18 protein-coding genes are annotated in these 11,293 nt (G+C 35.1%); 14 read left to right on the top strand and 4 right to left on the bottom strand.

The window, feature by feature from the left end; translation table 11 throughout:
* Window positions 1-278: 278 nt before the first annotated feature.
* The 9 genes from FIS9605_RS0100085 to FIS9605_RS0100045 all read left to right on the top strand — a co-directional run bounded on the left by FIS9605_RS0100085 (window position 279) and on the right by FIS9605_RS0100045 (window position 3,638).
* The gene (locus FIS9605_RS0100085) at window positions 279-479 is read left to right on the top strand and encodes a helix-turn-helix domain-containing protein (RefSeq protein WP_231510187.1); all 201 of its coding nucleotides are present in this window, start codon (window positions 279-281) and stop codon (window positions 477-479) included.
* Window positions 472-951 carry a GIY-YIG nuclease family protein gene (locus FIS9605_RS44790; RefSeq protein WP_026730768.1) on the top strand — a complete coding sequence of 160 codons (480 nt, stop codon included), beginning with the start codon at window positions 472-474 and terminating at the stop codon, window positions 949-951. The genes FIS9605_RS0100085 and FIS9605_RS44790 overlap by 8 nt, the downstream gene beginning before the upstream one ends.
* Window positions 944-1,453 carry a GIY-YIG nuclease family protein gene (locus tag FIS9605_RS39635; RefSeq protein WP_051469885.1) on the top strand — a complete coding sequence of 170 codons (510 nt, stop codon included), beginning with the start codon at window positions 944-946 and terminating at the stop codon, window positions 1,451-1,453. Before FIS9605_RS44790 ends, FIS9605_RS39635 begins: the two co-directional genes overlap by 8 nt.
* 24 nt (window positions 1,454-1,477) lie before the next feature.
* Window positions 1,478-1,708, top strand: a complete 231-nt coding sequence (locus FIS9605_RS0100070) for a hypothetical protein (protein WP_026730767.1) — start codon at window positions 1,478-1,480, stop codon at window positions 1,706-1,708.
* A gap of 41 nt (window positions 1,709-1,749) precedes the next feature.
* Window positions 1,750-1,983 (top strand): hypothetical protein, encoded by a 234-nt coding sequence (locus FIS9605_RS0100065; RefSeq protein ID WP_026730766.1) that lies wholly within the window; start codon window positions 1,750-1,752, stop codon window positions 1,981-1,983.
* A gap of 41 nt (window positions 1,984-2,024) precedes the next feature.
* Window positions 2,025-2,270 (top strand): FitA-like ribbon-helix-helix domain-containing protein, encoded by a 246-nt coding sequence (locus FIS9605_RS0100060; protein WP_026730765.1) that lies wholly within the window; start codon window positions 2,025-2,027, stop codon window positions 2,268-2,270.
* Window positions 2,270-2,698, top strand: coding sequence for a type II toxin-antitoxin system VapC family toxin (locus tag FIS9605_RS0100055; RefSeq protein WP_026730764.1), 429 nt, complete (start codon window positions 2,270-2,272; stop codon window positions 2,696-2,698). The genes FIS9605_RS0100060 and FIS9605_RS0100055 overlap by 1 nt, the downstream gene beginning before the upstream one ends.
* Before the next feature lie 313 nt (window positions 2,699-3,011).
* Window positions 3,012-3,239 carry a hypothetical protein gene (locus FIS9605_RS0100050; protein WP_026730763.1) on the top strand — a complete coding sequence of 76 codons (228 nt, stop codon included), beginning with the start codon at window positions 3,012-3,014 and terminating at the stop codon, window positions 3,237-3,239.
* A 189-nt stretch (window positions 3,240-3,428) separates the two neighbouring features.
* On the top strand, window positions 3,429-3,638 hold the full coding sequence (locus FIS9605_RS0100045; RefSeq protein ID WP_026730762.1) for a hypothetical protein: 210 nt from the start codon (window positions 3,429-3,431) through the stop codon (window positions 3,636-3,638).
* A 145-nt stretch (window positions 3,639-3,783) separates the two neighbouring features.
* On the opposite strand, the gene FIS9605_RS45930 is transcribed toward FIS9605_RS0100045, so the two are convergent.
* Window positions 3,784-3,915 (bottom strand): hypothetical protein, encoded by a 132-nt coding sequence (locus FIS9605_RS45930; protein ID WP_269320995.1) that lies wholly within the window; start codon window positions 3,913-3,915, stop codon window positions 3,784-3,786.
* A 102-nt stretch (window positions 3,916-4,017) separates the two neighbouring features.
* Window positions 4,018-4,251: a helix-turn-helix domain-containing protein gene (locus FIS9605_RS0100035; protein ID WP_035139276.1), complete on the bottom strand. Its 234-nt coding sequence runs from the start codon at window positions 4,249-4,251 to the stop codon at window positions 4,018-4,020.
* 140 nt (window positions 4,252-4,391) lie between these two features.
* Here FIS9605_RS0100035 and FIS9605_RS0100030 point away from each other — a divergent pair, with 140 nt between their 5' ends.
* Window positions 4,392-4,757, top strand: a complete 366-nt coding sequence (locus FIS9605_RS0100030; protein ID WP_026730760.1) for a hypothetical protein — start codon at window positions 4,392-4,394, stop codon at window positions 4,755-4,757.
* 154 nt (window positions 4,758-4,911) lie between these two features.
* On the opposite strand, the gene FIS9605_RS0100025 is transcribed toward FIS9605_RS0100030, so the two are convergent.
* A complete protein-coding gene (locus FIS9605_RS0100025; RefSeq protein WP_026730759.1) occupies window positions 4,912-5,139 on the bottom strand; it encodes a hypothetical protein in 228 nt (75 codons plus the stop codon).
* A 231-nt stretch (window positions 5,140-5,370) separates the two neighbouring features.
* Between FIS9605_RS0100025 and FIS9605_RS0100020 the strand changes: the two genes are divergently transcribed.
* From FIS9605_RS0100020 to FIS9605_RS0100005, 4 genes are all read left to right on the top strand, one after another.
* Window positions 5,371-6,018 (top strand): hypothetical protein, encoded by a 648-nt coding sequence (locus FIS9605_RS0100020; RefSeq protein ID WP_155960300.1) that lies wholly within the window; start codon window positions 5,371-5,373, stop codon window positions 6,016-6,018.
* 132 nt (window positions 6,019-6,150) lie between these two features.
* Window positions 6,151-8,985, top strand: a complete 2,835-nt coding sequence (locus tag FIS9605_RS0100015) for a hypothetical protein (RefSeq protein ID WP_026730757.1) — start codon at window positions 6,151-6,153, stop codon at window positions 8,983-8,985.
* Between the two features lie 14 nt (window positions 8,986-8,999).
* Window positions 9,000-9,173, top strand: coding sequence for a DUF6888 family protein (locus FIS9605_RS43695; protein ID WP_197035968.1), 174 nt, complete (start codon window positions 9,000-9,002; stop codon window positions 9,171-9,173).
* On the top strand, window positions 9,170-9,382 hold the full coding sequence (locus FIS9605_RS0100005; RefSeq protein ID WP_026730756.1) for a DUF6887 family protein: 213 nt from the start codon (window positions 9,170-9,172) through the stop codon (window positions 9,380-9,382). Before FIS9605_RS43695 ends, FIS9605_RS0100005 begins: the two co-directional genes overlap by 4 nt.
* Window positions 9,383-9,943: 561 nt before the next feature.
* Here FIS9605_RS0100005 and FIS9605_RS42120 read toward each other — a convergent pair.
* Window positions 9,944-10,159, bottom strand: coding sequence for a hypothetical protein (locus FIS9605_RS42120; protein ID WP_155960299.1), 216 nt, complete (start codon window positions 10,157-10,159; stop codon window positions 9,944-9,946).
* Between the last annotated feature and the right edge of the window lie 1,134 nt (window positions 10,160-11,293).

Here is an 11,293-nt window from a genome sequence, read left to right as displayed (position 1 = left end):
TTGCGCTACCACTCTCAAGCTTTGGATTGTTGGTATAGGCTTCTTTTGCGCTTACAGTTATCAATGTATACAAAAAATGTATGTACGTCTATAGTTCATACATATAATGTACTAATGTTGGAAATTCTGTCTAAAAATAGCTATAATCGGCTCCTCACAAAAGGTATGCTAATGCTGTGTATGAACCAAATATATTAGCACTTTTAATGTGCTTACCTTTGACGTAAGTACACATTATGTACTAAATTTGAGGAGTTAAAAGTAAAGGACTGATGACCGTGAGATTGCGGCTAAAAGAGTTACGAATGCAAAAAGATATTACTCAAAGAGAAATGGCGGCGTTATTAGAAACGACCGAAACTAATTACCGGCGTATCGAAGGACAAAAGATAAATTCAATATCTTATGAAACATTAGATAAACTCTGTAAGTTTTTTGCATGTACACCTAATGATTTGCTGGAGTTTATCAATGATTAATCCAGCAACTATCGACCTGAAATCTCTTCCTTGGCTACCATTGAACAAGCGCTCAGTATTTACCGAAAAATCTTGCATTTATTTTGCAATTGATTCACTTGGAACTGTCCAATACATTGGACGTGCCAAAAATGTGCGTAGTCGATGGTTAAATCATCATAAATACAGTCATTTAAATCGTATAGGCAATATTAAAATCGCCTACTTGTCTATAGATACACCAGAACTACTACCAAAAATTGAAATAGCTTTAATTGATTATTTCAAACCGTGCTTAAACGGTAGATTAAAGAAAAAACGTGAAACTGTTTCTAAAACAACAAGATTAATATCGGAAATAAATGAAGCTTTACAAAGATATGCAGATGAGCAATTAATCAGTGAAAATGCTGCTATTAATCAATTGTTAAAAGAAATTCTTACGCAAAAAGGATATTTATCAAATACAACAGATGTAGAAGATAATGATTAATCCATCTACCCTTGATTTAAAAACCCTTCCCTGGTTGCCACTGGATGAAAAGACAGCATTTCCTAAACGTCCAGCTATCTACTTTGCTATTGATTCATTGGGCAACATCCAATACATTGGACGCGCTAAGAATGTTCGTAGCCGATGGAGCAAGCATCACAAGTATGAAGAGTTAAACGCAATTGGTAACATCAAGATTGCCTATCTGTTCATAGACCTACTAGACTTACTACCAGAGATTGAGACAGCTTTAATTGAGTATTTCAATCCACCTCTAAATATCCAATTAAAAATAGTTACAGAAAACATTGAATCAAAACTTTTAAAAAGTAAAAGACAAGACCCCAATTACACTAAAGTTACAGCCGATATAGAAAAAGAGATCGCAAGTAAAACTAGAGCTATATGTGCATTAACAGGTATTTCTTTATCAGATGCCGTAAACGAAGCTTTAAAGCTTTGGATTGAAAAAAAGAAAGCTGATGAAAAATTTGAAATTTAAAAATTAGCTATAGACAGAACTACCATGATGATTGATATAGAAACCGCCCAACAACTGGGACTTAAGCTAAAAACTTTACACAAACTATTACAAAAACAATATCCTAGACCACTATTAGTAGAAGATATCGCCAAAATCAAAAACTGGTCTGTTGCAGACACAGCAGTCATTATTGAGCTAGCAGTAGCGGCAGACATCATTACTGAAAAAACACTCACTGAAATTGGTGAGGACGAACCTGTATACACAATTTAACTTTGTTATCCTGAAATTATTGATATAAAAGAGGTTTGTTTATGAAAACCGAACGGGAAAGAGAAGAATTAATTAGAGAGATTAACGTGCTATTAAATCAAGCCTACGATAGTACTCTAGATGAGATTTACGCACTTTTAAAAAGAATTGAGGATGAAGAAGATGAAGAAGATTTAAAAGCTTATCACGCTGCTAAAGAAGACATACAAATTAATGGTACAGTTTCTTGGGAACAAGTTAAACAGGAACTGAAAAAGGATGTAGCTAAAATATAATTATTAAATATATAAACACATCACAACTCAATTCATTCACCATGACAAACATTACCATTTTTAACATTGACGATAACATCAAAAACCTCTTGCAACAACGAGCTGCAAAAAATGGTCGTTCCTTAGAAGAAGAAGTAAAAGAGATTCTTCGTCTTGCTTTAATAGAAAATCAAAAACCGCCTGTAAATATTGTAAATATGATAGAAAAACGCTTTGCCCACTTGGGAGATTTTGAACTAGGAGAAATTACCAGAGAACCTATGCGGACTGCACCCACTTTTGAATAATGATTATTCTTGATACTAATGTATTGTCAGAATTAATCAAACCCCAAGGGTCTACAGTAGTTCGCAATTGGGCAGCCCGACAACCTGTAACAACTTTGTTTACTACAACAATTACACAAGCCGAAATACTCTATGGCATCGCTATTTTACCAGAAGGAAAGCGGAAATATGAACTCTACCAAGCCGCTACTTTAATGTTTGCAGAAGACTTTGTAGGACGTGTTCTGACCTTTGATGAATCTGCTGCTGTAGCTTTTGCTAATATTTCAGCCCAAAGACGAGTCAGTGGGACTCCCATATCTCAAGCTGATGCCCAAATTGCTGCTATTTGTTACTCTCGTAACGCAGCTATAGCAACTCGTAATGTTTCTGATTTTGCAGGCTGCGGAATTTTTATTATTAATCCTTGGGAAGAGAAATCCCCATAATTAACTTTTTGAAGCTTGGTTTTCACATCTTTCCACAAGGAAAAGGCAAACAGACAAATGAAAGACCGCAGGCATCACAACAACAAGGGGGCTTCTCAAATTCGCTCCCACAAAACCTTAAGGCAAGTGCAACGTATAGCGAGGGCGCTTAGGAATTCCCTTTACTTTTTTAAAATCGGCTAAAAGGCGGTAACTTAGTAGATTGGCCAAGTACCTATATCATCCCAAATTCTGTATAAATGGATGTCGTAGCCACTCTCAGCTAAATGTCGAGATATTAGTTACCAGTAAAAAGTCTGAGGTGAAAAAATGAATGAAAACCGAACGCGAGAGAGAAGAACTAATTAAAAATATTAACGTACTGCTGAATCAAGCTTATGACAGTACTTTAGATGAGATTTACGCACTCTTAAAAAGAATCGATGATGAAGAGGATGAAGAAGATTTAAAAACTATTAAAGAAGCTAGGGAAGATATACGTATTAACGGCACTGTATCTTGGGAACAAGTTAAACAAGAACTGAAAATGGATTTAGCGTAAGGTTTAAGCCTTACGTAACAAGAGTTTTAGAAAATCATTTTTTTCTTGGTAATTTTCTAAATAGGCATTTTATCGTAGAAACATAAGCAAAAACCCCTCGCAATCAACACAGTCTGAACGAGAGGTAATATCAGGGTTTTACTCAATTGATGTTTACAATACCCGCGCACAGGAGGCGCTAGTTTTACTATGCCCAATTTTACCAAACAATGCCCTTATTGCAAAAACAGCAATTTAATTGAAAAAACTAATCTACCTGGAATGCATTTTGGCGCACTGGTATGTGGAGAATGCGATCGCCACATTAAATGGTTGCCCGATCCACGTATCGATAAGCAATATGAGGAACGCCGCCAATCTATAGATAATCTGTTAAACCGCGAAAGTGTTAAAGCTTGAGAATCTTTTTTCTTGCGTAATATACGCTCACGAAGGCATCTAACACCTAAACAATTTCAAAAATTTCAAGAGATATGCGACCGACACGGCATAAAAATGCCCGCTAGCGCGGGTTCAAGATAAAACTGATTGTTAGGAAGGGGTGTTATGCAGCTTTTTGAAATACAACCCGTTCTAGAGCCGCTAACCTGGTCATAACATTTTCAAGTACTGGTTCTTTTATCTCATCACCCATAGCTGCAAATATAGCGCTCAAGCAAAACTCAGCTTGGCTCATTCCGTGCTGCTCTGCATAATTTTTGATTCGTTATTTTTTGATGAACCAATATATCTTTCACCAGTATTAAGTAATGTAATCATGTACACCCCAGAAGTCATATTAATTACCTTTCACAATTTCAAACATCTCACCAAAAGAAACATCAAAATGATTACAAATTTTTATAGCTACTTCACAATCGATTCTATTAAACCGATTCTGCACATAACTACGAATCGTATTTTGAGTAACACCAATAATTTTAGAAAGTTGAGTGATATTCAAATCACTGTCTTCCATATATTTTTGAAGATTGCAAATCACAATTTTCTGTCCCACATCTACGCTTATCATAATAACCGACTAATCAAATATTTGAGTATTTAAGTATATTATACCTTATTCATGATTAAATAATCTAATCAAATACTTAAACATTCACGTACTCAAATATTTAAGTTATAGTGGTATCTACCAAACGAAAAGGACAAAAAATGGTTACTCGCAAAAATAACCAGACTTCAAGCCAATCAGTAATTCAACCAACAACTCAACCTAGTAAAAAGGCTAAAACTATGCAACTCGAACAAATGTTTAAACGTTCATTTACTCCTCTGACCAGCAAAAAAGACGGTACTGCCCGATTAACATTTGCAGGATACCAGCATTCAGTAACCAAAAACGGAGAACGACCATTTTTAAAAATTGTTTTTTCCTGTATGGATGTAACCCGTGAAAATCCTGCAAATATCAGCGTTCTATCATCCTATCGCTACAGTGAATTAAATCTTTTGGGCAGATTTACCCCTAAAAAGCGATTGTATACCACGAAAATTTATGTTTGCATAACGCAGATATAAAAATTTTCGTGCTAAGAACTAGCGCGAAATCGAAAAACAGGTACAAATTTTGATGCTAGGAACTAGGACGAAACTCAATAAAAATCCCCGTCCGGAAATGTCCGGGGATAAGTTTAAAGTCTGATTGTTGGAAATTTTTAAAGGTTTAAAAATTTTAAGCGGCTTGAGATTGTTTATATACGGTTTTTTCTAATGCCGCTACACGGCGAACTAAAGCAACAAATTCTTCAGATTCAGGTTTTTTGTGCATCGCATCTCGAATAGCCCCTAATACAAAGTCTGTAAAAGCTAACCCATTCTCATCAGCAAAATCTTTTATTTCTTGTAGTTCTTGAGGGCTGATCCTTACACTCAAACGTGCATCTTTCTTTTCTACAGACATACTACCCATTACCACATAGTTTTCTTTAATTATAACTCATCTTGTTATTCCATTTGTTAACCCAATTGTGACACTTTAACAAACTGTCTACATGTCACCCATATGTTAATCCATTTGGATTACATTAAAGATGTGAAGCGAAGGCGCAAACAAGAGAATCTGGCAAACCTCTAGAGTATATCAGCCAGCGACCAACATTAAACAAAAAGTGACGACCGGGAAGGTACGCCATTGATTCAAGAACATATGTTCAAAGGACAAAAAATGGTTACTCGCAAAAATAACCAGACTTCAAGCCAATCAGTAATTCAATCTACAACTCAACCTAGTAAAAAGGTTAAAACAATGCAATCAGAACAAATGTTTAAACGGTCGTTTACTCCTCTGACCAGCAAAAAAGACGGTACTGCCCGATTAACATTTGCAGGATACCAGCATTCTGTAACCAAAAACGGAGAACGACCATTTTTAAAAATTGTTTTTTCCTGTATGGATGTGAGCCGTGAAAATCCTGCAAATATCAGCGTTCTATCATCCTACCGTTACAGTGAATTAAATCTTTTGGGTAGATTGCTTAAAACAATGGGTTACACTGCTCCAAACCAAGAAGAAACGATTTTGGATGTTGATGATGAGTTTGGATACGTTGTTAATCAAGACTTGTCAGGTATCTACGATTTCTTGGATTCTCAGAAAGGTTTGGTTTTCAAAGGTCTAATGACTCAAGGAGAAACAAACCTATACCGCATTGAAATAGAGACTTTACAACCTTTACTCAGGGCAGACGGAAAGCAATTACGCGATTATACGGCTGATGAAGGACTGTCTGAAAAAGAAATAACCATCGACCTAGAAGCCGATGGTGGAGATGATAAATAATTCAGTCTGACGAGTCTTATAAGTTTGAATGTGGTTGTGTGTTGAGAGCATACAACCACTTCAAGATTATCCATATTCAAATTTATCTGACTTGGCTGACTCCTACGAAAAACAATGTAAGGAGTTATTTGTATGTTACAAAATAATACTTTTGATGACGATGAATTTGGCGGTGCTGTTGTTACACCAGCTATGCTACGAGCCAAAATTCAACAAAACGATACGACTGATGAAGATGAATTTGTAAATGCAAAAGTCGATATTAAGGAGTTAAAAAACAAAACTCTTAACCAAAATGTTACAGACCTTTTAGAATTACCAAATGATTGGGATGAAATAGGATTTGATACCGAATATTTAGCGATAACAGACCAGCGTACAATACCCTTTTGTATTTCTCTGTACAGTTCAAATAATTGTGCTGAATACTTACACCCAAACAGTCATCCTGCTAAATTTCCACCAATCATGGTAGATGTCAAGCGTAAAATGAAACTAATAGGTGAACTCCAATCATTAAAAGTATTCAAGACACCTTTTGTAATCCTTGATTTTTTAAATGATATCTACAAAATTCAATGGCGACCAATTAAAGACTTGCAACGGAATCGTGTTAAAACACTGAAAATGTACTTTTTCTTCAGCTTTAAAGATTTAGAATTACTATGGGCTAAAGACACTGATTTTCTCTATTACTGCCTGCAATATCTTGAAAGAATTAGACGGATTACTACCAAATTTAACAAGCCTATAGCACTTCCCTTTGAAGTTTTGTTACCTACTCAAAAGGGTATGAAATGGCATTGCTTATCAATAGAATTGATTGACATATGTGCAATGCAAGGTGGTAAAGGATTAAAAACCTATTTACAAAATGTAGGATTACCAACAGACGATAAAACAGTTTGGAACTGGGAGAAAAACAATAACCCTCTTGATTTTCTAATACAAAAACCCAAGGCGTTTATCCCATATATTAGAGGTGACGTTAGGTATCTCAAGACCGTGCATGATAAAACAATTGAGTTTTACAATGACATTGCCTCTACAGTAGGCGTACAACCTAGCAACGATTGGGGACTGAGTACAGGTAAGATAACCGCTCGTATCGCCTCAGAATGGCTTGCAGCACGTCCAAACGTAATATTACCCACCCAAGATAATAGTGAAAATATCAAGCCTCTGTATTGGTATAACCGACTTGCTAGTCCGGAAGCAATGAAACAACTATCCCACTTGGTAGGGAATCAAGCACTCCTCTACTTAGGTATGACAGATGGCGGTCGCTGCGTTAAAGAGCGCTCAACAATAGATGCTTTAGATGGGGTGCTAGTTGATATCGATATTAACGGTTGTTACGGTAACGGTCTTAAAAATCAAATCTTCCCTATAGGCAATCCATCAATTATCAAATTCCCCATAAACTTTAGTGATTGGGAAAAGACTTATTCAAAATACTTAATACCTGGTCTGTGGGTAGCCCGTATTTCTTGGAAAGATGCACCATTCAAACAAGATTTACTCCTCTCTAAAGAGGAAAAAGCTTTTACATCATGGGATTGGTATCAATCACATTTTGCTGAAAATAACAGCGACGCTGATAAGCAATACGATGCATCAATGTACATGTCTACTAACCAAGTACATATGGCAGCATTTAATCATGATTTGTATCAAATTATTCTTAACTATACAGCCAATTCAGAACTTGCTTGGATTAGAGAAAACGCAAGAATTGAATGTTTCGCTTATTACGATAAACGGGATGAAATTGATAAAGTCACTCCGGAAATGTGCGAAATGAAATCAATTAAAGAACTTGGTTTAAATGGTTTAACTTGGTGTACCAAGTGGGCAAGAGTTGAACTTAAAGATTTAGCAGGTACGTTAATCGACAGACGCGCTACACACAAAAATAAAGTCAAACTCTACAATAAATATTTTGGTAAAGATAACAAAGATGCTACAGCTAATGATATACCTGAACGTCAAGTAATAGATGGTATAGAGTTTACAAAAACAGATTGGCTATATCAGAATTCTGTACAAGAGTTCATCAAGTTGATTGTAAATACAATTTACGGGTGTATTGCCTCTAGCTACTTTGCAGGTGACGGAACTGGAATCAGTAATTTTATCGTAGGAAACAACATCACCGCACGTGCTAGAACACTTGCATGGTGTATGGCTAAAGGACTTTACAGTCTAATGTCTATCACAGATGGGGGAGTATTTGATGTTAACAAAGTGGCTTTTTACAAAGCAAAATCCCTAGATATTTTCACCAATCTGGGATTTGAAAACTTTAAAGGTAGTAACAGACAAAGAGTTGTAGAAATCAAAGCACTATACAGTCATAACATTTTACAAAATGAAAGTATGTTCAACATTCTGGATAAAAACAACCATGTTCAAGATTTAGCATGGCAACATCTTAAACAACAATTTGGAGAATTGGACATTTTCAAATATGACCAATTCAGTTTTGAAGTTAAAAAATTATACACAGAATCTCAAATTAGAAACAAATCCGACTATCGTCTTTACAATTCTGTTAACGGTGAAACAAATACTAAAATTAGAGGACTATCTAAGAAAAATGGTAAAGATGGTGATGATGTAGCAGCTAGTATTTTTGAAGATATTGCTAATGGTGAAAGTGATATTCACGAACTAATAACTAAACGATTACTAAGCTTATCAGAATGGCGTGAAATGAACAGTGAAAAACGTAAAATGTTATTGCCACATGATGAAATTAGTGACACCAAAAAATTCTATTCATTCACACCTTTAGGTTGTAAATTTGTCAATTCTAAACATCGTAAAGATGTTATGAGACTATATAACCAATTAAAACAATGGGAACGACCTGAACTTATGGAAGAATTAAGAATGCTTGAAAATGTGACTGATGAAAACGAGTACAAACAAATCAAAAAAGCTTTAAAAGCAAGAAATAATTAACATCTATAAAAATAATGCCTACACAAGAACAAATTAAAACTTGCTTCATCCTTTGCTATCAAAATACTAAAATGTATTTACCTATAAACTTAGTGACTATAGATAAACGTACAAAAGACGTTGTGATTTTAGCTGGAGAAGAAACAGAAATTGTAATTTATCCGAACGGAAATTGGAGATACTTATGACTAAACCTGATTTTGTATCCATGACTCGTACAGAATTACGACAATATATCCTTGACCACAGAGAAGATCAGGAACCACTAGAAGTTTATATTGACAGATTCCAAAATCCCAATAACAAAGTATTTCCCGCACCTGAAAGTATAGAAGACTTAGAAAACTTCCCAGAACTACACAGACAGAACTTAGAAAAACAACGCAAGCAAGCGTAACAGCACTTCCCATTACCCCTTTTCTCCTCTGTTCCCCCGTAGCTCTATCAGGATGCGAGGGATTTTTGTTTTTGGGTTTGACACTCTCCGGGCTGAAATCTTGGTATAAAAAAGTCAATGTTTTGAAAAGTAATTGACATTTTTTTATTGACAAATACTTTAATAACAGTACTTACAGCATTTTTATTTTCTCAATAACAAACCTTATTGCTATCCGTACTGTCACGAAAAATTAAGCTTTTCAGCCATTTTTGCTAATTTGAAATTAACCAAAATCGCAAAAAGTCCATTTCAAATTTCTCAATTAAAAAGGGTAATTCTCAATAAGCTTGAAACCATTGATATTTCGTACTCTTATTGAGAAATTTAAGTATACTATTTATACTGTGTGTTAGTTTATATCAACCTTTATTTGCTCGCATCCATCAAAAAAAACGTATTACTTGGCATAACGAGAGCATACTACAAATGCTGTCAAACGCTTGCTGCAAGGGTTTTTAAAAAAAAAGGGTGATATAGGGGTATAGGCGTTAGTACATAGACGTAGGTCGGTATAGTAAATTAACACACCTCGCCAGAATCTAGCCCAGTTGAGCGGTAGTGGAGGAGTAGGGGGGAAGGAGTGGATAGTGGATACTGGATTGCAGCTACGAACATCTCAGGATTGGGGGCTAGGAGAGACAGGAAGGTGGGTCTATCAGCTGTGGCGAGTAGGTCAAGGCAGAATCCGATCGCAAATGTGGCAATTGTGGCGTAAATTAAAAGATTGAAAATCATCTGACGTTCTCTTTATTTAGTGGCGTAGTGTGAAAGTGATCGGGGCGGTGTGTCCTTGTGGCGATCGCCCTCTCTTTCATCTCATATCACCTATATTATCATTGATAAATTTAGCGGTCAATATCACCTATAATTAAAATAATTTATCACCGATAATGACCGGATGGTCGCACAGTTGTATATCGTCTGGAAAAATTTTCTGTGGCGTGGTGGCGATCGCACTAAGTCGTTCTCACATCCTTGATAAATATCACTAATAATATACTTGTTAATATAGTTGATAAATTATCATGCCTACTCAGGCATTAATAACTAAATAACTAAATATGCCTATGATGGCATTGCAGATATCTAAAATTTATCACCTATAATATCAGTGATAAAGATAACTGTTATTAATTATAAGCTATAAACCGAGTACTGCATTGGAATTTATTGCAACTGATGTGGCGATCGCATACCTCAAATGTCCATTATAGCGTTAGTGAAATGTCAATAAGCTGCGACAAGGACTCTGATGCATATAAGATAAATATAACTGATATTGGATGCTTATATCACCTATAATATCAGTTATAATTATAATTGATATATACTGATTATATCATCTATAATATCTTTGATAAATATAACTGATATTAAATATAGTTGATAAACCGAGTACTATGCATCGGAATTTATTGCAACTAATGTGGCGATCGCATACCTCAAATGTCCATTATAGCGTTAGTGAAATGTCAATAAGCTGCGACAAGGACTCTCATGCATATAGGTTAAATATAACTGATATCTAATGATTATATCACCCATAATATCAACAATAAATATAACTGATATAATTCATCATTTATAAACCGAGTAAAATTATTGCATCGGAATTTATTGCAACTGATGTGGCGATCGCATACCTCAAATGCCTATTATAGCGTAAGTGAATGTCAATAAGCTGCAACAAGAACTCTGACGCATATAGGATAAATATAACTGATATAGAAGGATTATATCACCTATAATATCAACGATAAATATAACTGATATAGAAGGATTATATCACCTATAATATCAACGATAAATATAACTGATATAGAAGGATTATATCACCTATAATATCAACGATAAATATAACTGATATAG

This window comes from Fischerella sp. PCC 9605 (genome assembly GCF_000517105.1).
Taxonomy (GTDB): Bacteria; Cyanobacteriota; Cyanobacteriia; order Cyanobacteriales; family Nostocaceae; genus PCC9605.
Note: the sequence above shows the minus strand (reverse complement) of the source record. Positions and strands in the feature narration are given on the sequence as shown.

Coding starts and splice junctions, on each gene's coding strand:
- FIS9605_RS0100030 (WP_026730760.1), top strand. CDS start 4,392: ATGGTTACTCGCAAAAATAACCAGACTTCAAGCCAATCAGTAATTCAA.
- FIS9605_RS0100065 (WP_026730766.1), top strand. CDS start 1,750: ATGAAAACCGAACGGGAAAGAGAAGAATTAATTAGAGAGATTAACGTG.
- FIS9605_RS42120 (WP_155960299.1), bottom strand. CDS start 10,159: ATGATTTTCAATCTTTTAATTTACGCCACAATTGCCACATTTGCGATC.
- FIS9605_RS0100025 (WP_026730759.1), bottom strand. CDS start 5,139: ATGTCTGTAGAAAAGAAAGATGCACGTTTGAGTGTAAGGATCAGCCCT.
- FIS9605_RS0100045 (WP_026730762.1), top strand. CDS start 3,429: ATGCCCAATTTTACCAAACAATGCCCTTATTGCAAAAACAGCAATTTA.
- FIS9605_RS0100060 (WP_026730765.1), top strand. CDS start 2,025: ATGACAAACATTACCATTTTTAACATTGACGATAACATCAAAAACCTC.
- FIS9605_RS43695 (WP_197035968.1), top strand. CDS start 9,000: ATGCCTACACAAGAACAAATTAAAACTTGCTTCATCCTTTGCTATCAA.
- FIS9605_RS39635 (WP_051469885.1), top strand. CDS start 944: ATGATTAATCCATCTACCCTTGATTTAAAAACCCTTCCCTGGTTGCCA.
- FIS9605_RS44790 (WP_026730768.1), top strand. CDS start 472: ATGATTAATCCAGCAACTATCGACCTGAAATCTCTTCCTTGGCTACCA.
- FIS9605_RS0100050 (WP_026730763.1), top strand. CDS start 3,012: ATGAAAACCGAACGCGAGAGAGAAGAACTAATTAAAAATATTAACGTA.
- FIS9605_RS0100070 (WP_026730767.1), top strand. CDS start 1,478: ATGATGATTGATATAGAAACCGCCCAACAACTGGGACTTAAGCTAAAA.
- FIS9605_RS0100005 (WP_026730756.1), top strand. CDS start 9,170: ATGACTAAACCTGATTTTGTATCCATGACTCGTACAGAATTACGACAA.
- FIS9605_RS0100015 (WP_026730757.1), top strand. CDS start 6,151: ATGTTACAAAATAATACTTTTGATGACGATGAATTTGGCGGTGCTGTT.
- FIS9605_RS0100035 (WP_035139276.1), bottom strand. CDS start 4,251: ATGATAAGCGTAGATGTGGGACAGAAAATTGTGATTTGCAATCTTCAA.
- FIS9605_RS45930 (WP_269320995.1), bottom strand. CDS start 3,915: ATGAGCCAAGCTGAGTTTTGCTTGAGCGCTATATTTGCAGCTATGGGT.
- FIS9605_RS0100055 (WP_026730764.1), top strand. CDS start 2,270: ATGATTATTCTTGATACTAATGTATTGTCAGAATTAATCAAACCCCAA.